The 23689-nt window shown below is 40.6% G+C and carries 25 protein-coding genes and 2 pseudogenes; 23 read left to right on the top strand and 4 right to left on the bottom strand.

The genetic code is table 11. The features are described 5' to 3' along the window. Positions 1-36: 36 nt before the first annotated feature. From gorA to rpoC, 3 genes are all read left to right on the top strand, one after another. Positions 37-1407 carry a glutathione-disulfide reductase gene (gorA, locus tag FGL90_RS01865; RefSeq protein WP_225423045.1) on the top strand — a complete coding sequence of 457 codons (1371 nt, stop codon included), beginning with the start codon at positions 37-39 and terminating at the stop codon, positions 1405-1407. A gap of 224 nt (positions 1408-1631) precedes the next feature. After that, complete coding sequence (rpoB, locus tag FGL90_RS01860; protein WP_187240426.1) at positions 1632-5255, top strand: DNA-directed RNA polymerase subunit beta; 3624 nt, start codon at positions 1632-1634, stop codon at positions 5253-5255. Between the two features lie 17 nt (positions 5256-5272). Further along, a complete protein-coding gene (gene rpoC, locus FGL90_RS01855; RefSeq protein WP_147656626.1) occupies positions 5273-8926 on the top strand; it encodes a DNA-directed RNA polymerase subunit beta' in 3654 nt (1217 codons plus the stop codon). A gap of 181 nt (positions 8927-9107) precedes the next feature. Here the strand turns inward: rpoC and FGL90_RS01850 are convergent. The 4 genes and pseudogenes from FGL90_RS01850 to FGL90_RS10650 form a co-directional block, all read right to left on the bottom strand. Beyond that, a pseudogene (locus FGL90_RS01850) lies at positions 9108-10030 on the bottom strand (IS30 family transposase). A gap of 170 nt (positions 10031-10200) precedes the next feature. Next, the gene (locus FGL90_RS01845) at positions 10201-11418 is read right to left on the bottom strand and encodes an IS110 family RNA-guided transposase (protein ID WP_147656624.1); all 1218 of its coding nucleotides are present in this window, start codon (positions 11416-11418) and stop codon (positions 10201-10203) included. Between the two features lie 254 nt (positions 11419-11672). Continuing rightward, positions 11673-12008 (bottom strand): hypothetical protein, encoded by a 336-nt coding sequence (locus FGL90_RS10435; RefSeq protein WP_225423063.1) that lies wholly within the window; start codon positions 12006-12008, stop codon positions 11673-11675. 147 nt (positions 12009-12155) lie between these two features. Next, positions 12156-12320: pseudogene (locus FGL90_RS10650) on the bottom strand (prepilin peptidase); the annotation flags it as partial. 285 nt (positions 12321-12605) lie between these two features. Here FGL90_RS10650 and rpsL point away from each other — a divergent pair. From rpsL to rplF, 20 genes are all read left to right on the top strand, one after another. Continuing rightward, complete coding sequence (gene rpsL, locus FGL90_RS01835; RefSeq protein ID WP_010619585.1) at positions 12606-13019, top strand: 30S ribosomal protein S12; 414 nt, start codon at positions 12606-12608, stop codon at positions 13017-13019. 73 nt (positions 13020-13092) lie between these two features. Further along, positions 13093-13563 (top strand): 30S ribosomal protein S7, encoded by a 471-nt coding sequence (rpsG, locus tag FGL90_RS01830; RefSeq protein WP_010619586.1) that lies wholly within the window; start codon positions 13093-13095, stop codon positions 13561-13563. Between the two features lie 162 nt (positions 13564-13725). Further along, the gene (gene fusA / locus FGL90_RS01825; RefSeq protein ID WP_010619587.1) at positions 13726-15825 is read left to right on the top strand and encodes an elongation factor G; all 2100 of its coding nucleotides are present in this window, start codon (positions 13726-13728) and stop codon (positions 15823-15825) included. A 247-nt stretch (positions 15826-16072) separates the two neighbouring features. Continuing rightward, positions 16073-16381: a 30S ribosomal protein S10 gene (gene rpsJ / locus FGL90_RS01820; RefSeq protein ID WP_010619588.1), complete on the top strand. Its 309-nt coding sequence runs from the start codon at positions 16073-16075 to the stop codon at positions 16379-16381. A gap of 38 nt (positions 16382-16419) precedes the next feature. After that, positions 16420-17055, top strand: a complete 636-nt coding sequence (gene rplC / locus FGL90_RS01815; RefSeq protein WP_147656622.1) for a 50S ribosomal protein L3 — start codon at positions 16420-16422, stop codon at positions 17053-17055. Between the two features lie 18 nt (positions 17056-17073). Next, positions 17074-17697, top strand: coding sequence for a 50S ribosomal protein L4 (gene rplD / locus FGL90_RS01810; protein WP_010619590.1), 624 nt, complete (start codon positions 17074-17076; stop codon positions 17695-17697). Beyond that, entirely contained in the window at positions 17697-17984 is a 288-nt protein-coding gene (rplW, locus tag FGL90_RS01805; protein WP_010619591.1) for a 50S ribosomal protein L23, read from the top strand. Before rplD ends, rplW begins: the two co-directional genes overlap by 1 nt. Before the next feature lie 29 nt (positions 17985-18013). Beyond that, entirely contained in the window at positions 18014-18850 is an 837-nt protein-coding gene (gene rplB, locus FGL90_RS01800) for a 50S ribosomal protein L2 (RefSeq protein WP_010619592.1), read from the top strand. Between the two features lie 49 nt (positions 18851-18899). Continuing rightward, complete coding sequence (gene rpsS, locus FGL90_RS01795; RefSeq protein ID WP_010619593.1) at positions 18900-19178, top strand: 30S ribosomal protein S19; 279 nt, start codon at positions 18900-18902, stop codon at positions 19176-19178. Between the two features lie 16 nt (positions 19179-19194). Further along, a complete protein-coding gene (gene rplV / locus FGL90_RS01790) occupies positions 19195-19542 on the top strand; it encodes a 50S ribosomal protein L22 (protein ID WP_010619594.1) in 348 nt (115 codons plus the stop codon). A 12-nt stretch (positions 19543-19554) separates the two neighbouring features. Continuing rightward, positions 19555-20229: a 30S ribosomal protein S3 gene (rpsC, locus tag FGL90_RS01785; protein WP_010619595.1), complete on the top strand. Its 675-nt coding sequence runs from the start codon at positions 19555-19557 to the stop codon at positions 20227-20229. 1 nt (position 20230) lies between these two features. Beyond that, positions 20231-20665 (top strand): 50S ribosomal protein L16, encoded by a 435-nt coding sequence (gene rplP / locus FGL90_RS01780; protein ID WP_010619596.1) that lies wholly within the window; start codon positions 20231-20233, stop codon positions 20663-20665. Beyond that, positions 20655-20849 (top strand): 50S ribosomal protein L29, encoded by a 195-nt coding sequence (gene rpmC / locus FGL90_RS01775; RefSeq protein WP_147656620.1) that lies wholly within the window; start codon positions 20655-20657, stop codon positions 20847-20849. Before rplP ends, rpmC begins: the two co-directional genes overlap by 11 nt. A gap of 27 nt (positions 20850-20876) precedes the next feature. Then, positions 20877-21143 (top strand): 30S ribosomal protein S17, encoded by a 267-nt coding sequence (rpsQ, locus tag FGL90_RS01770; protein ID WP_010619598.1) that lies wholly within the window; start codon positions 20877-20879, stop codon positions 21141-21143. A gap of 48 nt (positions 21144-21191) precedes the next feature. Then, on the top strand, positions 21192-21560 hold the full coding sequence (gene rplN, locus FGL90_RS01765; RefSeq protein WP_010619599.1) for a 50S ribosomal protein L14: 369 nt from the start codon (positions 21192-21194) through the stop codon (positions 21558-21560). A gap of 33 nt (positions 21561-21593) precedes the next feature. Further along, a complete protein-coding gene (gene rplX, locus FGL90_RS01760) occupies positions 21594-21902 on the top strand; it encodes a 50S ribosomal protein L24 (RefSeq protein WP_010619600.1) in 309 nt (102 codons plus the stop codon). Positions 21903-21930: 28 nt separating this feature from the next. Beyond that, positions 21931-22473 carry a 50S ribosomal protein L5 gene (rplE, locus tag FGL90_RS01755; protein ID WP_010619601.1) on the top strand — a complete coding sequence of 181 codons (543 nt, stop codon included), beginning with the start codon at positions 21931-21933 and terminating at the stop codon, positions 22471-22473. A 16-nt stretch (positions 22474-22489) separates the two neighbouring features. After that, positions 22490-22675, top strand: a complete 186-nt coding sequence (locus tag FGL90_RS01750) for a type Z 30S ribosomal protein S14 (RefSeq protein WP_010619602.1) — start codon at positions 22490-22492, stop codon at positions 22673-22675. A 32-nt stretch (positions 22676-22707) separates the two neighbouring features. Then, the gene (gene rpsH / locus FGL90_RS01745; protein WP_010619603.1) at positions 22708-23106 is read left to right on the top strand and encodes a 30S ribosomal protein S8; all 399 of its coding nucleotides are present in this window, start codon (positions 22708-22710) and stop codon (positions 23104-23106) included. A gap of 30 nt (positions 23107-23136) precedes the next feature. Next, on the top strand, positions 23137-23673 hold the full coding sequence (gene rplF / locus FGL90_RS01740; protein WP_147656618.1) for a 50S ribosomal protein L6: 537 nt from the start codon (positions 23137-23139) through the stop codon (positions 23671-23673). Positions 23674-23689: the final 16 nt, after the last annotated feature.

Here is a 23689-nt window from a genome sequence, read left to right as displayed (position 1 = left end):
ACAATTGTCTCGGCCTTTTTTATGGAGGAAATTAGGATGCAAACTAAAAAAGTAGACTATATTGTAATCGGCGGGGGATCTGGAGGCATTGCGTCAGCTAATCGTGCAGCTGAACGAGGCGCAAGCGTTCTGCTTTTTGAACCAAACCAAATTGGTGGGACCTGCGTCAACGTTGGGTGTGTTCCTAAGAAAGTTATGTGTCAGGCGGCCAATCTAATCTTGGATGAAAAATTAGCCCCAGATTATGGCTTTAGTGAACCTGCAATGACGCTTAATTTTGACCAATTTGTGGCAAACCGATCAGCTTATATTGACCGGATACACACTAGCTACTTTAACGGATTGGACCATAATGGGGTTATTCATTTAAAGCAGGCAGCAACCTTTGTGGATGGCCATACTGTGGAGTCGAATGGTGAACGATATACAGCTTCTCACATATTGATTGCGACTGGGAGCCGACCAAATCGTCCTGATATTGTTGGTGGCAACTTAGGAATCACTTCTGAAGACTTCTTTAGTCTAACCAAATTACCAAAACGGATTACCGTTGTGGGTAGCGGCTATATTGCAACTGAATTTGCTGGACTGCTTCATTTACTAGGAAGCGATGTGACAATTCTTTCCCGCCATCAAAGCCTACTGCCGACATTTGATCAAATCATTTCTGAAAATATTACGGCCCAATATCGAGATTCTGTGTCACTGCTAACGGGAGATGAGGCCGTCTCTGTTAATAAAGCAAACGGGGCGTTAGAAATCAAAACACAATCGGGTCGAACAGTTGAAACAGATCAAATCATTTGGGCAATTGGTCGAACACCGTATACTGCAAGCTTAAATTTAGAGAAGACGAATGTGCAGGTTGACGAAGCGGGCGCCATTACCGTTGATAAATATCAGAAAACGACGGCTGATGGAATTTATGCGGTCGGGGATGTCGTTAATTTAAAGAACCTGACGCCAGCTGCCATCGCGGCAGGTCGACGATTATCTGAAAGACTGTTTAACCAACAAACTGACAGTTACTTAGACTATTCGCAGATTCCAACGGTTGTGTTTACGCATCCAGAGATTGGAAGCGTGGGCTTAACGGAGGCGGAAGCGGTACACCAATTTGGTGCCAAACAGGTTCGAGTTTATGAGTCAAACTTTACGCCAATGAGGGATGCACTATCTGAGTCCAGTCAAAAAAGTCATTTCAAACTAGTGTGTGCTGGCGCTGACGAGCGAGTTGTTGGCTTACACGGGATTGGTGAAGGGATGAGTGAATTATTGCAGGGATTCAGCGTTGCAATCAGAATGGGTGCGACGAAACAGGATTTTGACCAAACGGTTGCAATCCATCCCACTCAGGCTGAAGAATTTGTCACGATGCGTGGCGGTCGAGCTGGCAAGGGGTCGTAGTTAAATGCTTGACAGTTAATGATTGAACGAGTATTATATCGTCTGTATGTAACTGTGACTGAAATTAACATCAACGATCTATTGTCCGTTGGTGTTACTATAAAGACCAAAAGTAAGAGAGATCTTATTTTTGGATTTTTTTTGCCCATTTTTGGGTCAAATATGCATTTGTAATCAAAATGTAATATTTGATTGGGGGTTTCGTCGCAGAATAATTTGGAGAGGTGAACAACTTGGCAGGACACTTAGTTAAATACGGGAAACACCGTACCCGTCGTAGTTATGCCCGAATCAAGGAAGTCCTTGATTTACCTAACCTAATCGAAATTCAAACCAATTCTTATAATTGGTTCTTGGATGAAGGTTTGCGGGAAATGTTTGAAGACATCATGCCAATCGATGATTTCCAAGGAAATCTTTCGTTAGAATTCGTTGATTATCAATTGTTGGAACCGAAGTACACTGCTGATGAAGCGCGGGAACATGACGCTAATTACTCAGCACCACTTCATGTCACTTTACGTTTAACAAACCACGAAACCGGCGAAATCAAGTCTCAAGATGTTTTCTTTGGCGATTTTCCATTAATGAGGGAACAAGGAACTTTCATTATTAATGGTGCCGAACGAGTCATCGTTTCTCAATTAGTCCGTTCTCCAGGTGTTTATTTTAATGAAGATAAAGATAAAAATGGTCGTACTATTTTTGGTACAACCTTAATTCCTAACCGTGGTGCATGGCTCGAATTTGAGACAGATGCCAAGGATATTTCGTATGTCCGAATTGATCGAACTCGTAAGATTCCAATGACTGAATTGGTTCGTGCGTTAGGATTCGGCTCAGATGACGAAATTATCTCAATGTTGGGCGATAATGAAAGTCTTGGCTTAACACTTGAAAAAGATGTTCATAAGAATACTGATGATTCACGAGTTGAAGAGTCTCTAAAAGATATTTATGAGCGTCTACGTCCTGGCGAGCCCAAGACTGCTGACTCATCACGTAGTCTTTTGACTGCACGTTTCTTTGATCCAAAGCGTTACGATATGGCTCCTGTTGGTCGTTATAAGACAAACAAGAAGTTAGCATTGAAGAATCGTTTATTGGGCTTAACTTTAGCTGAAACATTGGCTGATCCAGATACTGGTGAAGTATTGGCTCAAAGTGGCACATTAATTGATAAGGACTTGTTGAAGACGTTAACGCCATATTTGGAACGTGACGACTTTAAGACAGTTACTTATACGCCTTCAGATCAAGCTGTTGTGACAGCACCTATGGATCTTCAGATTATTAAAGTTCAATCACCTGATGATCCAGAACGTGCTATTCCAGTTATTGGAAATGGCAACATTGACTTGAAATACAAACATGTGACCCCAGCTGATATTATTGCTGCCATCAATTACTTCTTTGATTTACAAGAAGGCATTGGTAACACAGATGATATTGATCACTTGGGTAATCGTCGAATTCGTTCTGTTGGTGAATTACTACAGAACCAATTTAGAATTGGTCTTTCTCGTATGGAACGTGTTGTTCGTGAGAGAATGTCAATTCAAGATGCTTCTACTGTGACCCCACAACAATTGATTAATATTCGACCTGTTGTGGCTTCAATCAAAGAATTCTTTGGTTCATCACAATTGTCTCAATTCATGGACCAAACGAATCCGCTTGGAGAATTGACTCATAAGCGTCGTTTGTCTGCCTTAGGACCTGGTGGTTTAACTCGTGATCGTGCCGGATATGAAGTTCGAGACGTTCACTACACTCATTATGGTCGTATGTGTCCAATTGAAACTCCTGAAGGTCCTAACATTGGTTTGATTAACAGTCTTTCCAGTTATGCCCGAATTAACAAGTATGGTTTTATTGAAACACCATACCGTCGTGTCAGTTGGGATACCCATAAAGTTACTGACCGAATCGATTATTTAACTGCTGATGAAGAAGATAACTTCGTTGTTGCACAGGCGAACTCTCCATTAAATGATGATGGTTCATTTGTTAACGACGTCGTTATGGCGCGTGCAAAGTCAGAAAACATTGAAACTACTCTTGATAACATTGATTACATGGATGTTTCGCCTAAGCAAGTTGTTTCTGTTGCGACTGCATGTATTCCTTTCTTGGAAAACGATGATTCAAACCGCGCCTTAATGGGTGCTAATATGATGCGTCAGGCCGTTCCATTGGTTGACCCACATTCACCTTTAGTCGGTACTGGTATTGAATATAAGGCTGCTCATGATTCCGGTGTTGCTTTAATTGGTAAACATGACGGAACTGTTGAATATGTCGATGCACGAGAAATTCGTGTTCGTCGTGAAGATGGCGCCCTAGATAAATACAAGCTAATGAAATTCCAACGTTCAAACGGTGGTAAGAACTATAACCAACGTCCAATCGTTAAAGTTGGAGACCACGTTGATGCTGATGAAGTGTTAGCAGATGGTCCTTCAATGGAGGGCGGCGAACTTGCTTTAGGTCAAAACCCATTAGTTGCCTTTATGACTTGGCAAGGATATAACTTCGAAGATGCCATTGCCATTAACGAACGTCTTGTTAAAGATGATGTTTATACTTCAATTCATATTGAAGAATATGAATCAGAAGCTCGTGATACAAAGCTCGGACCTGAGGAAATGACCCGTGAAATTCCTAACGTTGGTGAAGATGCACTTAAGAACCTTGATGAAGAGGGAATTATCCGCATTGGTGCCGAGGTTCAAGACGGTGATATCCTAGTTGGTAAAGTAACGCCTAAGGGTGTGACCGAGTTATCAGCTGAGGAACGTCTTCTTCATGCAATCTTTGGTGAAAAAGCCCGCGAAGTCCGTGATACATCACTTCGGGTTCCTCATGGTGGTGGCGGTATTATTCAAAACGTCCGAATTTTCACTCGTGAAAATGGTGATGAACTATCACCTGGCGTTAACATGATGGTTCGTGTCTACATTGCTCAAAAGCGTAAGCTTCAAGTTGGTGACAAGATGGCCGGACGTCATGGTAATAAAGGAACTGTTTCAGTTGTAATTCCTGAAGAGGATATGCCTTATATGCCAGATGGAACGCCAATTGATATCATGTTGAGCCCAATGGGTGTTCCTTCACGTATGAATATCGGACAAGTTCTTGAAATTCATTTAGGTATGGCCGCTCGTAAACTTGGCGTTCATATGGCAACTCCCGTCTTTGATGGTGCCCAAGATTCTGATATTTGGGGCGCTGTTAAGGAAGCTGGAATGGCTGATGATGCTAAGACAGTTCTCTACGATGGTCGCACTGGTGAAGCCTTTGACAAACGAGTTGCCGTTGGAGTTATGCACTATATGAAACTCGCCCACATGGTTGACGATAAGATTCATGCTCGTTCAATCGGACCTTACTCATTAGTGACACAACAACCATTAGGTGGTAAAGCACAATTTGGTGGACAGCGTTTCGGTGAAATGGAAGTTTGGGCACTTGAAGCTTATGGTGCTGCTTACACACTCCAAGAAATCTTGACTTACAAGTCTGATGATGTTGTTGGTCGTGTGAAGACTTATGAAGCAATCGTCAAGGGTGAACCAATTCCTAAGCCAGGTGTTCCAGAATCATTCCGAGTGCTTGTCAAAGAATTACAATCCCTAGGTCTTGATATGAAAGTTCTAGATGCTGATGATAAAGAAATTGAACTTCGTGATATGGATGATGATGATGATGTTGTAAACGTAGATGCTTTAAGCAAATATGCCGAACAACAAGCTGAACAAAAACAGCAAGCTGCTGATACTGAGGCCGCAACTAAAGCCAGTGCAGAGCAAGCTACTAACGAATCCAACACGAATACTAAAGACTAAAAAGGGAGGTCGATTCTTTGGTCGATGTAAATAAGTTCGAAAGCATGCAAATTGGCCTTGCTTCTCCAGATAAGATCCGTAGTTGGTCTTATGGCGAAGTGAAGAAGCCTGAAACTATCAACTATCGAACGTTGAAACCTGAAAAAGATGGACTATTCGATGAACGAATCTTTGGTCCAACTAAAGATTGGGAATGTGCCTGTGGTAAGTACAAACGAATCCGTTATAAGGGTGTTGTTTGTGATCGCTGTGGTGTAGAAGTTACTCGTTCTAAAGTTCGTCGTGAACGAATGGGACATATTGAGCTTGCTGCCCCAGTTACTCACATCTGGTACTTCAAGGGTATCCCAAGTCGAATGGGACTTGTCTTGGATATGAGCCCAAGAGCACTAGAAGAGATTATCTACTTTGCATCATACGTTGTTATTAATCCTGGTAACACGCCATTAGAGAAGAAACAACTTCTTTCTGAACGTGATTATCGTGATAAGAAACTTGAGTATGGTAACAAGTTTGAAGCCGAAATGGGTGCAAACGCCATTCGTAAGCTTCTTAATGATGTTGATTTGGAAAAAGAAGTTACCGAACTTAAGGAAGAGCTTAAAGAAGCTACTGGACAAAAACGGACTCGTGCCGTTCGTCGTTTGGACATCCTTGAAGCCTTCGTTACGTCAGGTAACAAGCCGGAGTGGATGGTCATGGATACTGTTCCAGTTATCCCACCGGATCTTCGACCAATGGTTCAATTGGAGGGTGGCCGTTTTGCCACTTCTGACTTGAATGACTTGTACCGTCGAGTTATTAACCGTAACAACCGACTCAAACGTTTATTAGACTTGCATGCTCCTGGAATTATCGTTCAAAATGAAAAACGGATGCTCCAAGAAGCCGTTGATGCTTTGATTGATAATGGTCGTCGTGGCCGTCCAGTTGCTGGTCCAGGTAACCGTCCATTGAAGTCTCTTTCACATATGCTGAAAGGAAAGCAAGGACGATTCCGTCAAAACCTTCTTGGAAAACGTGTTGACTACTCAGGCCGTTCAGTTATCGATGTGGGACCTTCACTTCGTATGAACCAAATGGGTCTACCCGTTCCAATGGCAATGGAATTATTCAAACCATTTATCATGAAGGAACTTGTTAAACGTAACTTAGCTTCAAACATCAAGAATGCTAAACGCAAAATTGATCATGAAGATGAGGATGTCTTTACGGTTCTAGAAGATGTGATTAAGGAACATCCAGTGTTACTTAACCGAGCACCTACTCTTCACCGTTTGGGTATTCAAGCTTTCGAACCCGTTTTAGTTAGTGGTAAGGCTATGCGTCTTCATCCATTGGCTTGTGAAGCTTACAATGCCGATTTTGATGGGGATCAAATGGCTATTCACGTTCCTTTATCTGATGAAGCTCAAGCAGAAGCCCGTTTGCTAATGCTTGCCGCACATCATATTTTGGCACCTAAAGACGGAAAGCCAGTTGTGACGCCTTCTCAAGATATGGTTATTGGTAACTACTACCTAACTATGGAAGAAGCCGGTCGTGAAGGCGAAGGAATGATTTTCAAGGATGGTAATGAAGCTGTTCTTGCCTATCGCAATGGTTTGGTTCACTGGCATTCACGTGTTGGTATTCAAACTTCTGCGCTTGAAACAAAACCATTTACAGACGAACAACGTTCAAAGATCTTGATGACAACCGTTGGTAAGATTATTTTTAATAATATTCTTCCTGGTTCATTCCCATATTTGAACGAACCAACAAACACTAACTTGAATGGTTATGTACCTGATAAGTATTTCTTAGATAAGGGTGAAGACATTCATGATTATCTAAAGAACGCTGAAATCGTCTTACCATTTAAGAAGGGATTCTTGAGTGACATCATTGCTGAAGTCTACAAGCAGTACAAGGTGACTGAAACGTCATTACTATTGGACCGCATGAAAGACTTAGGCTATGACGAATCGACGCAATCTGGTTTGACAGTTGGTATTTCAGATATTACCGAAGTTAAAGAAAAGCCAGCAATCATTGAGGCAGCTCATAAACAGGTTTCTACTGTAACGAAGCAATTCCGTCGTGGTTTGATCACAAACCAAGAACGTTATGAACGTGTTATTGGAATTTGGAATGACGCCAAGGATGATTTGCAAGATAAGTTAATTCATAATTTCGATCAACAGAACCCAATCTTTATGATGAGTGACTCTGGTGCTCGTGGTAACATTTCAAACTTTACTCAGCTTGCCGGTATGCGTGGCTTAATGGCCGCTCCTAACGGTGAAATCATGGAACTTCCTATTACTGCGAACTTCCGTGAGGGTCTCTCTGTGTTGGAAATGTTTATTTCAACCCATGGTGCCCGTAAAGGTATGACCGATACGGCCTTGAAGACTGCTAACTCAGGTTACTTAACCCGACGTTTAGTCGATGTTGCGCAAGACGTCATTGTTCGTGAAGTTGACTGTGGTACTGACAGAGGTTTGAAGATTAGTGCTGTTCTTGATGGAAATGAATTAATTGAACCACTTTATGACCGTATGTTGGGTCGTTATACGATGAAGTCAGTCGTAGATCCTAAGAGTGGCGACATTATTATTGGCAAGAACGAAATGATTGATGAAGACATTGCACAAAAGATTGTCGATGCCGGAATTGAAGAAGTAACAATTCGTTCAGCCTTTACTTGTAACACTGTCCATGGTGTTTGCGAGCATTGTTATGGCCGTAACATGGCTACTGGTGACGAGGTTGAAGTTGGAGAAGCAGTTGGTACTGTTGCTGCTCAATCAATCGGTGAACCCGGTACTCAATTAACCATGCGTAACTTCCATACCGGTGGTGTTGCCGGAAACGAAGATATTACCCAAGGACTTCCACGAATTCAAGAAATTTTTGAATCACGTAATCCAAAAGGTAAGGCTGAGATTACTGAAGTTACTGGTGTGGTTGAATCTATCGAGGAAAACCCAGCAGAACGAACAAAGGACGTTACCATTAAGGGTGAATCAGATACTCGTTCATACACATTACCAATTAACGCTCGTTTACGAGTTGCTGAGGGCGATACCATTCGTCGTGGTTATGCGTTAAACGAAGGTTCAATTGATCCTAAGGAATTAATCCGAGTTCGTGATGTTCTTTCAACGGAAAATTACTTGCTTCATGAAGTTCAAAAGGTTTACCGTATGCAAGGTGTAACTATCTTAGATAAGCACGTTGAGATTATGGTTCGTCAGATGCTTCGTAAGGTAAGAATTATGGATCCCGGTGATACTGATGTATTACCTGGTACGTTGATGGATATTGCAGATTTCAAAGACGATAACTACAAGACTTTGATTTCTGGTGGCATTCCAGCAACTGCTCGTCCAGTTATTCTAGGAATTACTAAGGCTGCTCTTGAAACGAATAGTTTCTTGTCAGCTGCATCATTCCAGGAAACAACCCGAGTACTTACTGATGCTGCTATTCGCGGTAAGAACGATCCACTTGTTGGATTGAAAGAAAATGTTATTATCGGTAAGATTATTCCTGCAGGTACTGGTATGCCAGCCTACAGAAATATCGAACCTAAAGAAGCTGGTGACTCGTCTACTGAAGGTGTTTATTCAATTAATGAATTAGAACGCCGGATGAAGGCTGAGGAAGCAGAACAAAATAAATAATTTCGAAAAAGCATCTAGGGAATTTTCCTAGATGCTTTTTTCTACGATTAGTCAAGAGAAACCTCTATTTTATGGGGTTCTCTTTTTTTTGAGCAGTACTTTAAGATTTTTTCCCGTGTTTTATAGATTGTATTACCGAATAAATGTATGAGGTAGATTGTAAGAAATAACTTGAACAAATTTAGTAACGCAGATCACGCAAAAAGATCTCAATCGGTGTTCGCCAATTTAAACATTTGAGTGGTCGGCAATTCAAATACCAGTTAATTTGAATCAATTCATCATCGGTAATCTCATCGATCGGTTGACCTTTGGGAATGAAGCGGCGTAGTACTCGGTTGCGATTTTCATTACTGCCTCGTTCATGTGGCGAATAAGCGTGCGCAAAGTACAGCGGAACACCGGCCTGTTCTTCAATCAAATTGTAGTTGGCGAATTCTTTCCCATGGTCAACAGTAAGGGTCTTGAGATTATCTCCTAACTGGTTAGCCAATTCTAAAATAGCCTTGGTCATTGAAGTACTATCTCGTCCATTAAGCCGTTTAACGATGGTAAGCCGACTCTTACGCTCGACAAACGTAGCTACTGCTTGACCTTTACGTTTTCCAGATAAAACTGTATCAGCTTCGAAGTGACCTGAAGTATTACGATCAGAAATTTCAGCTGGACGATCTTCGATGGAACGTCCATGACTAAAACTACCACGGTTTCTTTAGATCGTTTGCGACGAATACCATGGTCAGGTAAATCAGTCACATTAATATCCAGTAGTCCCTGATCAATCCAGTTATAGATGGTTTTGTAGGCAATTCTAACTACATGAGCCACTTGTTCAATTGACCATTTTTGGATCTTGATTTTTTCTTCAATCAATCGCTTTAGGTTAGTCGTTAAGATGGTTTTACGACCACGATGACTAAGTTTAACTTCATGGTCAGTTTGAGCCTTAACTGCGTGATACTCACCAGCTAAGCGATGAACCTCATTAAAGATAGTGGTTTTACTAAAGCCTAAATAATCGGCAATATATTGAAGTGAGTGCTTTTCATGATGAAGTGTTTCGATGACAACGCGGTCTTCAAATGATAAAATAGTGGTGCCCATAAAGGTCCTTCTTTCTAATGGAATGTTGTGGTGACACCATTAAAGACCTTTATGGGTTTTTCTGTCCACTAATATGTTCAACTTAAATTTTACAATCTACCATGATAAATAGCACCTCTGGTGTTATTGATTTTTTGAGGTGTTATAATTGTGTGTGAATGAATTATGATTTATTTCTCTGGTGAGAATTGTGTTGAATCATATAATTCATTATTTTTAATTAGGTGGTAGATGGTCCTAATCAGACGTCCCATCGCAGCTATGGCAATCTTCTTAGTGTGTGATTCACTAGAAGATTGCTTTTTGCGTTGATAAAAAATACTGATATTCGATGGATGATATTTGGCGACACTCATCATGTTTAAGACAGCTTTAAATAATATTTTTCTTGCATATGGATTACCGCGCTTTCGAATATGCTGCATCATCTCGAAATCCCCAGATTGATACTGGATCAAATCAATTCCAACGTATGCATTAATGGCATTGGAGCCATGAAATCGGCTAATATCACCTAACTCAGCTAAGAGACAAACTGCTGTTTTAATACCGAATCCCGGAATTGATTCTAAGATTGGGATTTCGGCAAGTAAGCTTGAAATCTTAGTCATTTCCTCAATAATATCTGCCTTAAGTCCGCTTAAGTGTTCAACCTCGTTAGCTAGATAAATAACGGAGTGAACTGCGTGAGCGTTGTAATCAACTGCGGGGGCAGATTGACTTGCCAAATCATGAAGATGCCTAGCTAGAGCGAATGCACGCTTCTCACTCATGTTTTTTGGTGTAGCCTTTAAAATGAATTGGGCTAACGCTGGTAATTCGATTGCTAATACAAGGCTGGCATGTGGAAATTGTTGCACGACGTGCCAATACAATGCACCATCGGTCGTGCTTATAAATTGTTCCACCTCTGGGAAAGTAAGCTGCAACTTTTGATGTAATCGATTTTTAGCTCGTACAATATCTTCGTTGAATTCTTGATAGGTTCGCTCCAAGTCGTGAAGCTCGCCATACACAGCTTTTTCCTTAAAGGTCGACTGATAATGATGTTGTGCCATTGCCATTGCTAATGAAACGGCATCTAACCGATCATTTTTATTATGCCTAAACCCATCCATGTCTTTTTTTGCTGCTAATGGGTTAATTTCCGTATAATTCCAATTTTCCCTTTGAAGAAAGGACCGTATACTTCGGGAATAGATGCCAGAAGATTCAAAAATTACCTTCGGCGATCTAAAACTGTTAAGCGCATCATCAAGTATTTTGTAACCTGGTCGGTTATTGGTTATTTTAAATTCTTTAAACGTCCTGCCATCAATCAAAATGGCTACGTTTGAACTATGTTTACTGACATCAATACCAAATATGATTTCCATATCAAGCATCATCAAACACCACCTACATAAAAGTTGTATTCATCGATTCACTCATCTCAATTTTCAATACACGACTTTAATAGCCAACAGACTTCGAGCGAGCTCATTGGTGAACCGGATGAAGTTGCCGTTTTTTGTTACGACGTCACCGTAAGGTGCGCCAAAAAGCAATTCGACATGTCAACTTCATTTCCACTTTAACAGAATATAAAAGTGGTGAATCATAATTCCGTCGAATTATGATTCACCACTAATGTTAGTCAGTTTTAGTGGAGAAAAATATTGAACAAAATATATGAAGCCGTCAAATGAGGGATAAACGGAATTTTTGGATTAGTGGAATAGAATTTGAAATGAACGAGGGCAGATAAACAAGCGATTAAGATAATGCTCGTTGTTAACGTTAGTCCGTCAATCCAAAAGATGATGAACATGATGTCGATATCAGCTCCACCCATTTGAGAGATATACTTGCCAAATGGCTGAAAGATGAGCCAAGCAATGAGGAGAGCGAGAAATAGGCCTAGCTGGAATGACGTGAAAAGATTGTAAAGAGATGAGTTAATAAATAATATCGCGAGTAACCAAGTTGGAACCATCATCGAATCACAATCAAAGAGACTAAGCGCTAGCAGTAGAAACATGGAACTAGTTAAAAATAAGTTAGCAAGACTAAACGGAAAAGTTATCATTGCAGATGAAATAACGCCACCAGAGAACTCGATAAGGAACGATCGGAATCCAATTGGGTTGTAGCAGCTTCGACAACGGCCATGACAGTAGAGATACCCGAAGATTGGAGTGAGTTCCAACGGTGTTAACTTCTTTAAGCATGCGACACAATGAGATGGTGGGAAAACGATGGATTCTTGGCGGGAAAGTCTGTCTACTGTTGCATATATAAAAGAAGACATGGCGCTTCCAAAAATAAAAAGCAAAAAACGTAAATAGAATATCAAATAATCACCTCATTGATAAAATACGAAAAGGAATCGTTGATGTATTATTGACACACTTTAAATGCCGTGGTATCCTTTTAAAGGTGCTTTTTGTAGATAGGTTCCTGCATTATGCAGTCATGCTGACTGAAAACATTGCACATTAATTGAAACACGCAGGTCTTTTATTTTTGTTTTGAAATGAACCGCCTGGATGTGTGGACTTAAAATCATATACGGAAAAGAAAGGAGGACTCTTAGATGCCTACAATTAACCAATTGGTTCGTAAAGGTCGTAAATCTAGAAGTTCTAAATCAAATGCCCCAGCTTTAAACTTTGGGTATAACAGTTACAAGAAGAAGCAAGTTTCAAATCCAGCCCCACAAAAACGTGGTGTTGCTACTCGTGTTGGAACGATGACACCAAAGAAGCCTAACTCAGCTTTACGTAAGTATGCTCGTGTCCGTCTTTCTAACTTAATTGAAGTAACTGCATATATTCCTGGTATTGGTCACAACTTGCAAGAACATAGTGTTGTTTTAATTCGTGGTGGCCGTGTTAAGGATTTACCTGGTGTACGTTATCACGTTATCCGTGGTGCTTTAGATACTGCCGGTGTTGAAGATCGTCGTCAAAGCCGTTCTAAGTATGGTACCAAGAAGCCTAAGGAATAAATTAAATTAAAATGACCTGAAGTGCATTGCGAAGACGATGACTTCAGTCGATTGATACGAGGAGGATATATAGATGCCAAGAAAAGGAAACGTACAAAAACGTGAAGTCCTTCCTGATCCAATTTACAATTCAAAGATGGTTACTCGTTTGATTAACCACTTGATGATGGATGGACGTCGTGGAACTGCATCACAAATTTTATATGGTGCATTTGACTTAATCAAGAAGGAAACAAACAATGACCCCGTTGAAGTGTTCGATGAGGCTATGAAGAATGTTATGCCAGTATTGGAAGTTAAAGCTCGCCGTGTTGGTGGTTCTAACTACCAAGTTCCTATTGAAGTTCGACCGGATCGTCGTTCAACATTGGCTTTACGTTGGATTGTTAACTACTCACGTTCACGTGGAGAGCATACAATGACTGAACGTTTAGGTCGCGAAATCATGGATGCTGCAAATAACACAGGTGCTTCTGTTAAGAAGCGTGAAGACACGCATAAAATGGCAGATGCTAACCGTGCCTTTGCTCACTATCGTTGGTAAAATCAGCCTCGATGTCGTAGTAAAGTACCAGGGATGTTTCTTCATTTAATGCAATAAGCATAACTGGAAGATTACGAAAATTGAGGGAGATGGCTATAGCAATCATGGTATGGCCATCTTTTTTAACAAAGTTAATTAATTGAGAGGAGTTACACACTTAACATGGCTAATACACGAGCATTTCCGCTAGAAAAAACACGGAATATCGGAATTATGGCACATATCGATGCCGGTAAGACGACAACTACTGAACGTATTTTGTACTACACTGGTAAAATTCATAAAATTGGTGAAACCCATGATGGTGCTTCACAAATGGACTGGATGGCCCAAGAACAAGAACGTGGTATTACGATCACCTCAGCTGCTACAACAGCTGAATGGAAGGGTCACCGAGTTAACATTATCGATACCCCAGGTCACGTTGACTTTACTGTTGAAGTTGAACGTTCACTTCGAGTATTAGATGGTGCTATCGCCGTTCTTGATGCGCAAGCAGGTGTTGAACCTCAAACTGAAACAGTTTGGCGTCAGGCTTCTGACTACAACGTTCCCCGTATCGTTTTCGTTAACAAGATGGATAAGATTGGTGCAGACTTTGACTTTTCTGTAAGATCAATTGGTGACCGTTTACAAGCTAATGCACATGCTGTGCAAATGCCAATCGGTGCCGAAGATAACTTCGAAGGTGTCATTGATCTTATCGAAATGAAGGCTGACCTTTATGACGAAGATGAATTAGGAACTGAATGGGACACAGTTGATGTTCCTGATGACTATAAAGAAGAAGCACAAAAACGTCGCGATTCACTTGTTGAAGCAGTTGCTGACGTTGATGATGACATCATGGAGAAGTATCTTGAAGGTACTGAAATTACAAATGATGAACTCAAAGCTGCTATTCGTAAGGCAACACTTGATCTTGAATTCTTCCCAGTGTTAGCTGGTTCAGCATTCAAGAACAAAGGTGTTCAAATGATGATGGATGCGGTTATTGATTACTTACCATCACCATTGGATGTTCGTCCATACAATGCCACTGATCCAGCAACTGACGAAGCAATCGAGCTTCGTGCTGATGATGATGCTAGCTTTGCTGCATTAGCATTTAAGGTTGCAACCGACCCATTCGTTGGTCGTTTAACTTATATTCGTGTTTACCAAGGTTCACTAGAATCTGGTTCATACGTTTTAAACGCAACCAAGGACAAGCGTGAGCGTGTTGGTCGTTTACTTCAAATGCATTCAAATCACCGTCAAGAGATTCCTGAAGTATTCTCAGGTGATATTGCAGCTGCTATTGGTTTGAAGAACACAACAACTGGTGACTCACTTACTAGTGTTGACCGTCCTCTTCATCTTGAATCAATGGAATTCCCTGACCCAGTTATTCAGGTTGCCGTTGAACCTAAGACGAAAGCCGATCAGGATAAGATGAACAACGCTTTACAAAAGCTATCTGAAGAAGATCCTACATTTAAAGCTGAAACTAACCCTGAAACTGGCGAAACTTTGATTGCTGGTATGGGAGAACTTCATTTGGACATTATCATTGACCGTATGAAACGTGAATTTAAGGTTGAAGCGACTGTTGGTGCTCCTCAAGTTGCCTATCGTGAAGCATTTACGAAAGCTGCTTCTGCACAAGGTAAATTCGTTCGTCAATCAGGTGGTAAAGGTCAATATGGTGACGTTTGGATTGAATTTACACCAAATGAAGCTGGTAAAGGATTTGAATTCGAAGACGCTATTGTCGGTGGTGTTGTGCCACGTGAATTTATTCCATCAGTTGAACAAGGTTTGAAGGAGTCATTGGCAAATGGTGTTCTTGCTGGATATCCAGTTGTTGATGTTAAGGCTAAGCTATATGATGGTAGTTACCATGATGTCGATTCAAGTGAAGCAGCGTTTAAGGTTGCTGCATCAATGTCATTACGTAACGCATCTAAAAAGGCTGCACCAGTTATCTTGGAACCAATCATGAAAGTTGATATCGTCGTTCCTGAAGAGTACATGGGTGACATTATGGGTCAAGTTACCGCTCGTCGTGGACGTGTTGAAGGTATGGAAGATCGTGGAAATGCTAAGCAAATCCATTCATATGTTCCTCTATCTGAAATGTTTGGTTACGCAACGACTCTTCGTTCAGCATCACAAGGACGTGGTACATTTACCATGGCCTTCGATCACTACGAAGCAGTACCAAAGAGTATCCAAGCTGATATTATTAAGAAAAATGGTGGCACACCAGCTGCTGAATAATAAAATAATCTAGAAAAATTTTGAATATTAAAATTAATAGTAGATTATAGCGAAAAGTCCTTGCATAAAGGGCTTTTTTTTTGTACTATATACTAGTGCTGGTTTTTACAGGATAATACTATCTGTCGGCATATTCATAGCGTTGATGTGGAAGGTTGCGACACACCCGGCCGCTTTGCCATAGGGTGTGGCGGTAATTTTCACGGAGTTAGTCTTATTTTTCAAAATAGACGAAGGAGGGAACACAATGGCAAAACAAAAAATTCGTATTCGTTTGAAAGCGTACGAACACCGTATTTTGGATCAATCAGCGGATAAAATCGTTGAAACAGCAAAGAGAACTGGTGCCACAATTTCTGGCCCAATTCCATTGCCAACTGAGAGAACCATTTATACCGTTTTACGTTCACCACATAAGTTTAAGAAGTCACGTGAACAGTTCGAAATGCGTACTCACAAGCGTTTAATCGATATTGTTAATCCAACACCAAAGACAGTTGACTCATTAATGAAGCTCGACTTGCCAAGTGGTGTAGATATCGAAATCAAATTATAATTTTCAAAAAATAAATACAATATATCGGAGGTGTACTCATGACCAGAAAAGGAATCTTAGGTAGAAAAGTCGGTATGACGCAAGTGTTTACTGAAAACGGAGAGTTAGTTCCAGTTACAGTAGTTGAAGCAACTCCAAACGTTGTTTTACAAGTTAAGACAATGGAAAACGATGGCTACGAAGCTGTACAACTTGGTTTCTCAGACAAACGCGATGTGTTAAGCAACAAGCCGGAACAAGGTCATGTAGCAAAAGCAAAAACGGCTCCTAAGCGCTTCATTCGTGAAATCAAAAATGTTGAGCTGGGAGATTACAAGGTAGCAGATGAAATTAAAGTTGATATCTTCAACGAAGGCGAATATGTTGACGTAACGGGTACAACTAAGGGTCATGGATACCAAGGTAACGTTCATAAGGATGGACAAAGCCGTGGACCAGAAACCCACGGTTCTCGTTATCACCGTCGTCCAGGTTCATTAGGTGCCATCATTAACCGTGTATTCCCAGGAATGAAGTTACCAGGTCGTATGGGTAACAACACAGTTACTGTTCAAAACTTAAAGATTATTCGTGCAGACACAGATAACAACGTATTGTTAATTAAGGGTAACGTCCCTGGTGCTAACAAGTCGTTTGTTGAAGTGAAGAGTGCGATTCGCGCACCAAAAAAATAAGAAAGGAGGAGAATATAAATGACTAGCGTAACCTTATTCAAGCAGAATGGTTCTGAAAATGGCAACATTGATTTGAGTGATGCAATTTTCGGAATAGAACCAAATGACAACGTCGTATTCGATGCCGTTTTGATGCAACGTGCTTCACTCCGTCAAGGAACTCATGCAGTTAAAAACCGTAGTGCAGTTCGTGGTGGTGGTAAGAAGCCATGGCGTCAAAAGGGAACCGGCCGAGCTCGTCAAGGCTCAACAAGATCGCCACAATGGGTTGGTGGTGGTACAGTCTTCGGACCTACTCCTCGCTCATACCGTTATCACTTACCACGTAAAGTTTCTCGTTTAGCTTTGAAGTCAGTATTATCACAAAAGGTCTTGGATTCAAGCTTTGTGGTTGTTGATGAATTAAGCTTCAAGGAACCAAAAACAAAGGAATTTTCAAATGTTTTAGCAGGTCTTAAATTAGACACTAAGACATTAGTAGTACTTGAGGATGGCAATGATAATGCCGCACTTGCAGCTCGTAATTTAAGCAACGTAAAGGTAATTGGCGCCGATGGTGTTAATGTTCTTGACGTAATAAATAGCGACAAAGTGGTCATTACTAAAACTGCCCTCTCTCAAGTAGAGGAGGTGCTCGCATAATGGAATCACGCGATATTATTTTACGCCCAGTTGTTACTGAAGCATCTACTGCTTTATTTGATGACAAGCGTTATACGTTCGACGTTGATGTACGGGCAACCAAAACACAAGTCAAAAAAGCCGTTGAGGATATTTTTGATGTTAAAGTTGTCAAAGTTAATATTATGAATGTTAAAGGCAAGTTAAAGCGCCAAGGTCGTTACGAAGGCTATACTAAGAAGCGTCGTAAGGCTATTGTCACTTTATCTTCCGATTCAAAAGAAATTCAATTATTCGCCGAAGAATAAGCGAAAATTTATTTTAGGAGGAAAACAACGTGGCGCTAAAAGTATATAAACCAACTAGTAATGGCCGTCGAAATATGACTAGTCTTGATTACAGTCAAGTAATCACTAAGTCAAAGCCCGAAAAGTCATTATTAGAGTCAAAGAGCCATACTGCAGGACGTAACAATTATGGACACATGACTGTTCGTCACCGTGGTGGCGGTAACAAAACGAAGTACCGTATTATTGATTTCAAGCGTACCAAGGATAACGTGCCAGCAACAGTAAAGGGAATTGAGTATGACCCAAATCGTACTGCAAATATCGCCTTACTTGTTTATGCTGATGGTATCAAGACATACATCCTTGCTCCAAAGGGCTTAAAGGTTGGAGATAAGGTTGCATCAGGTACTGATGTTGATATTAAGATTGGTAATGCATTGCCATTGCAAAACATTCCAGTTGGTACAACAATCCATAATATCGAATTGAAGCCTGGTAAGGGTGGACAACTTGTTCGTTCTGCTGGTGCATCTGCACAGCTATTAGGTAAGGAAGGCAAATATGCCCTTGTACGTTTAACTTCTGGCGAAGTTCGTATGATCTTATCTGTTAACCGTGCAACAATCGGTGTTGTTGGAAATGAAGAACATGAACTAGTTAACATAGGTAAAGCTGGACGTAACCGTTGGGTTGGTAAGAGACCACATACTCGTGGATCTGTAATGAACCCTAATGATCACCCTCATGGTGGTGGTGAAGGTAAAGCTCCAATCGGTCGTCCATCACCTCTTTCTCCATGGGGTAAGAAGACCATTGGTAAGAAGACGCGTTCTAAGAGAGCTCGTTCAGAGAACTTCATTGTGCGTCATCGTAAGAGTAAATAAAGCAACCGCCTATTGAATGAATAACCATAAATGAAGAGGAGGTTTCATAATGGGTCGTAGTTTAAAAAAGGGACCTTTTGCCGATCAACATCTTTTAAAGAAGATTGAGGCGCAAAAGGACCAAGATAAAAAGTCTGTTATAAAGACTTGGTCTCGTCGTTCTACTATCTTCCCAAGCTTCATTGGCTATACGATCGCCGTTTACGATGGTCGTAAAAATGTCCCTGTCTTCATTCAAGAAGACATGGTCGGTCATAAGCTTGGCGAATTCGTACCAACTCGTACATTCCGAGGACATGGTACCGATGATAAGAAGACGCAGGTATAAATAAGGAGGATAACCAATGGCTGAACAAGTTACATCAGCAAAAGCAACGGCGAAAACAGTTCGTATTGCCGCTCGTAAGGTCCGCCTTGTAGTTGATCTTATCAGAGGTAAAAGCGTAGCTGAAGCAATTTCAATTTTGAAATTCACACCACGTGGTGGCTCGCCAATTGTAGAAAAAGTATTAATGTCAGCAGTAGCAAATGCTGAAAATAATTTCGACTTAGATCGCCAAGATTTAGTTGTTAGTGAAGTTTTTGTAAATGAAGGTCCTACTCTTAAGAGATTCCGTCCTAGAGCAAAGGGTTCTGCTTCACCAATCAACAAGCGGACAAGTCATATCACTGTAGTCGTATCTGAAAAATAGGAGGGATAACGCGTGGGTCAGAAGATTAATCCTACCGGATTACGAGTTGGAATCATCCGTGACTGGGAAGCAAAATGGTACGCTGAAAAAGATTTTGCTACTTATTTACGTGAAGATCTCAGAATCCGAAAATATATCGAAAAAAGACTTGCCGATGCATCCGTCTCAACAGTTGAAATTGAACGTGCCGCAAATCGCGTAAACGTTTCAATTCATACTGCAAAACCAGGAATGGTTATCGGTAAGGGTGGATCAGAAGTTGAAAATCTCCGTAAGGAATTAAACAACTTAACTGGTAAAAAAGTTCATATCAATATTATTGAAATCAAGAAGCCTGATTTGGATGCTAAATTAGTTGGAGAAAACATTGCTCGTCAACTTGAGGGTCGTGTTGCTTTCCGTCGTGCTATGAAACAATCAATGCAAAGAAGTATGCGTTCTGGTGCTAAAGGAATTAAGACACAAGTTGCTGGCCGTTTAAATGGTGCAGATATGTCTCGTGTCGAATCATATTCAGATGGTACTGTTCCATTGCATACTCTTCGTGCTGATATTGATTACGCATGGGTAGAAGCACATACAACCTACGGTGCTTTGGGTGTAAAGACCTGGATTTATCGTGGTGAAATTCTTCCTGAAAAGCGTCATGCAGATCAAGGAAATACTTCAGAAAAAGGAGGGAAATAGCATGCTAGTACCTAAGCGAGTTAAACACCGTCGTGAACATCGCGGAAAGCTTCGTGGTCGTGCGAAGGGTGGCCGTTCGGTTGCTTTTGGTGATTACGGTTTGCAGTCATTAGATTCAAGTTGGATTACCAACCGACAAATTGAAGCTGCCCGTGTTGCTATGACGCGTTACATGAAGCGTGGTGGGAAAGTTTGGATTAAGATTTTCCCTCATAAGTCTTACACTGAAAAAGGTGTTGGAGTACGTATGGGTAATGGTAAAGGTACTCCAGCAGGTTGGGTTGCTCCAGTTAAGTATGGTAAGGTATTGTTTGAAGTGGGCGGCGTCTCTGAAGAGGTTGCACATGAAGCATTACGCTTAGCTGCTATGAAGCTTCCCGTTCGTACTAAAGTTATTGCACGTGAGGAAGTAGGTGGCGAATTAAATGAAGGCTAAAGAGATTAATGAATTAACCATTGCTGAAATGATTGACAAAGAAAAGTCATACAAGGATGAGTTGTTCAACCTTCGATTCCAATTGGCTACTGGTCAACTAGAAAATACAGCTAGACTAAAGCAAGTACGTAAGAACATTGCGCGTATCAAAACCGCTTTACGTCAACAAGAATTAAGTAAGTAGAATACGATAAAAAGGAGGTACTAATACATGAGTGAAGCTCGTAATGATCGTAAGGTATATAGAGGCCGTGTTGTTTCTGACAAGATGGATAAAACCATTTCGGTAGCTGTTGAAACTACAAAAACACATGCTACCTATGGCAAACGTATTAAATATACCAAAAAGTATAAAGCTCACGATGAGAATAACGAAGCTAAAACAGGTGATATCGTGGAAATTATGGAGACTCGTCCATTATCTGCAACAAAGCGTTTCCGCCTTATTAACATTGTTGAAAAATCAGTTATTATCTAAGTGTCGTTTATCGTATTCTGATTTGGAAATGAAAGGAGGACACTAGCTGTGATCCAACAAGAGAGTCGTTTAAAGGTTGCTGATAACTCAGGTGCCCGTGAAATCTTAACTATTAAAGTTCTCGGTGGTTCAAAGCGTCGTTATGCCGGAATTGGTGATGTAATTGTTGCAACTGTTAAACAAGCAACACCAGGTGGCGTTGTAAAGAAGGGTGACGTTGTTAAAGCGGTCATCGTTCGTACTAAGTCACGTGTAAGACGTGTCGATGGATCTTATATCCGTTTCGACGAAAATGCTGCTGTTTTAATTCGTGACGATAAGAGCCCTCAAGGTACTCGTATCTTTGGCCCTGTCGCTCGTGAATTACGTGATAACGATTATATGAAGATCGTTTCCTTAGCCCCAGAAGTGCTATAAATCACCATTGGAAGACAGGAGGTGCTCAATAGAATGTTCATTAAAACTGGTGACAAAGTTCGTGTAATCAGCGGAAAAGATAAGGGTAAAGAAGGTACTGTTACCAAGACTCTATCTGCAAAGAATCGTGTTGTCGTTGAAGGTATTAACAAAATTAAGAAACATCAAAAGGCTACCCAATCAACTCCACAAGGTGGAATTATTGAAAAGGAAGCACCTATTCAAGTTTCTAACGTTATGTTAATTGATCCATCAAACAATGAACCAACAAAGGTTGGATTTAGAGTTGAAGATGGTAATAAAGTTAGATTTGGTAAAAAATCAGGAAAGACAATCGATTAATTTCTACTGAAAGGAGGATATTTTATCCATGCCAAGCAGATTGGAAGAAAAGTACAAAAATGAAATCACACCAGCAATGGTTGAAAAGTTCAGTTATAAGTCAATTATGCAAGCACCTAAGATTGATAAAATCGTTTTAAACATGGGTGTCGGTGACGCCGTTACAAATGCAAAAAATTTGGATGAAGCAGTTGCCGAGCTTACTTTGATTTCAGGTCAAAAGCCATTAGTTACAAAAGCAAAGAAGTCTATTGCTGGTTTCCGACTTCGTGAAGGAAATGCTATTGGTGCTAAAGTTACCTTACGTGGTCAACGTATGTATGAATTCTTGGACAAGTTGGTAAATGTATCATTACCTCGAGTTAGAGATTTTCATGGTGTAAGCAACCGCGCCTTCGACGGCCGTGGTAACTATACATTAGGTGTTAGGGAACAATTGATTTTCCCTGAAATTGATTACGATAATGTTAACCGAGTTCGTGGCTTAGACATCGTTATTGTTACAACTGCACAAAGTGACGAAGAGTCCCGTGAACTATTAACACAATTCGGAATGCCATTTGCTAAATAAATAAGGAGGTTCCACATTGGCTAAAAAATCATTGATTGTAAAAAGTCAGCGTCCTGCTAAGTTCTCGACACAGAATTATACCCGTTGTGAACGATGTGGACGTCCACATTCAGTTTATCAAAAATTCCATTTATGCCGTATTTGCTTACGAGAATTAGCTCACAAGGGCCAAATTCCTGGTATGAAGAAAGCTAGTTGGTAAAAAAAACCTACTAAAAAGGAGGGTAAAACTAAATGTCAATGACTGACCCAATTGCAGATTTCTTGACTAGAATTCGTAACGCGAACATGGTTCGCCACGAATCACTTGAAGTTCCTGCATCAAAAATCAAAAAAGATATTGCTGAAATCTTGAAACGTGAAGGTTTTGTACGCGATGTTGAATATATCGATGATGACAAACAAGGTCTCATTCGTGTATTCCTTAAATACGGTCGTGAAAACGATCGTGTAATCTCTGGATTAAAGAGAATCTCAAAGCCAGGTTTACGTTCATATGTCAAAGCTGACGCTGTTCCACGTGTGCTTAATGGTTTAGGTATCGCAATCATTTCAACTTCTGAAGGTGTAATGACTGATAAAGAAGCACGTGCAAAGAAGATCGGTGGAGAAGTATTAGCTTACATCTGGTAAAAATTTTAGAAGATAGGAGGTGCCCCTTAAATGAGTCGTATTGGATATAAAACAGTTGTTGTTCCAGCTGGCGTCGAAGTAAAACGTGATGGTGATGATGTAACAGTTAAAGGACCAAAAGGTTCACTTACAAGAACATTTTCTCCAGTTATCGAAATGAAAATTGGCGATGGCGAAGTTAACTTTGATCGTAGTGATAACAACAATAAAACTCGTGCTCTTCACGGAACGATGCGCGCAAACCTTAACAACATGGTTGAGGGTGTTACACAAGGTTTTAGTAAGAATCTAAAACTTGTTGGTGTTGGTTACCGTGCTCAGTTAAAGGGTAAAACGTTAACGTTAAGTGTCGGCTATTCAAATCCTGTCGAAATGACAGTTAGCGACAACTTAAAAGTTGAAGTTCCCGATAACACAACTATTAATATTAGTGGTATCAGTAAACAAGAAGTTGGTGACTTTGCTGCCGAAGTTCGTGCAGTTCGTTCACCAGAACCATATAAGGGTAAGGGTATTCGTTATGTAAACGAACACATTACACTTAAAGAAGGTAAAACAGGTAAATAAAGCAGCTTAGCTGTTA

This window comes from Secundilactobacillus malefermentans, from assembly GCF_008033155.1.
GTDB classification, from domain to species: domain Bacteria; phylum Bacillota; class Bacilli; order Lactobacillales; family Lactobacillaceae; genus Secundilactobacillus; species Secundilactobacillus malefermentans.
This window is presented reverse-complemented; position numbering and strand designations above follow the sequence as displayed.

What these genes read in the sequence shown, in the direction of transcription:
- gorA (WP_225423045.1), top strand. Translation starts at nt 37, where the DNA reads ATGCAAACTAAAAAAGTAGACTATATTGTAATCGGCGGGGGATCTGGA.
- FGL90_RS01845 (WP_147656624.1), bottom strand. Translation starts at nt 11,418, where the DNA reads ATGATGCTTGATATGGAAATCATATTTGGTATTGATGTCAGTAAACAT.
- FGL90_RS10435 (WP_225423063.1), bottom strand. Translation starts at nt 12,008, where the DNA reads ATGATGGTTCCAACTTGGTTACTCGCGATATTATTTATTAACTCATCT.
- rpsL (WP_010619585.1), top strand. Translation starts at nt 12,606, where the DNA reads ATGCCTACAATTAACCAATTGGTTCGTAAAGGTCGTAAATCTAGAAGT.
- rpsG (WP_010619586.1), top strand. Translation starts at nt 13,093, where the DNA reads ATGCCAAGAAAAGGAAACGTACAAAAACGTGAAGTCCTTCCTGATCCA.
- fusA (WP_010619587.1), top strand. Translation starts at nt 13,726, where the DNA reads ATGGCTAATACACGAGCATTTCCGCTAGAAAAAACACGGAATATCGGA.
- rpsJ (WP_010619588.1), top strand. Translation starts at nt 16,073, where the DNA reads ATGGCAAAACAAAAAATTCGTATTCGTTTGAAAGCGTACGAACACCGT.
- rplC (WP_147656622.1), top strand. Translation starts at nt 16,420, where the DNA reads ATGACCAGAAAAGGAATCTTAGGTAGAAAAGTCGGTATGACGCAAGTG.
- rplD (WP_010619590.1), top strand. Translation starts at nt 17,074, where the DNA reads ATGACTAGCGTAACCTTATTCAAGCAGAATGGTTCTGAAAATGGCAAC.
- rplW (WP_010619591.1), top strand. Translation starts at nt 17,697, where the DNA reads ATGGAATCACGCGATATTATTTTACGCCCAGTTGTTACTGAAGCATCT.
- rpsS (WP_010619593.1), top strand. Translation starts at nt 18,900, where the DNA reads ATGGGTCGTAGTTTAAAAAAGGGACCTTTTGCCGATCAACATCTTTTA.
- rplV (WP_010619594.1), top strand. Translation starts at nt 19,195, where the DNA reads ATGGCTGAACAAGTTACATCAGCAAAAGCAACGGCGAAAACAGTTCGT.
- rplP (WP_010619596.1), top strand. Translation starts at nt 20,231, where the DNA reads ATGCTAGTACCTAAGCGAGTTAAACACCGTCGTGAACATCGCGGAAAG.
- rpmC (WP_147656620.1), top strand. Translation starts at nt 20,655, where the DNA reads ATGAAGGCTAAAGAGATTAATGAATTAACCATTGCTGAAATGATTGAC.
- rpsQ (WP_010619598.1), top strand. Translation starts at nt 20,877, where the DNA reads ATGAGTGAAGCTCGTAATGATCGTAAGGTATATAGAGGCCGTGTTGTT.
- rplX (WP_010619600.1), top strand. Translation starts at nt 21,594, where the DNA reads ATGTTCATTAAAACTGGTGACAAAGTTCGTGTAATCAGCGGAAAAGAT.
- rplE (WP_010619601.1), top strand. Translation starts at nt 21,931, where the DNA reads ATGCCAAGCAGATTGGAAGAAAAGTACAAAAATGAAATCACACCAGCA.
- rpsH (WP_010619603.1), top strand. Translation starts at nt 22,708, where the DNA reads ATGTCAATGACTGACCCAATTGCAGATTTCTTGACTAGAATTCGTAAC.
- rplF (WP_147656618.1), top strand. Translation starts at nt 23,137, where the DNA reads ATGAGTCGTATTGGATATAAAACAGTTGTTGTTCCAGCTGGCGTCGAA.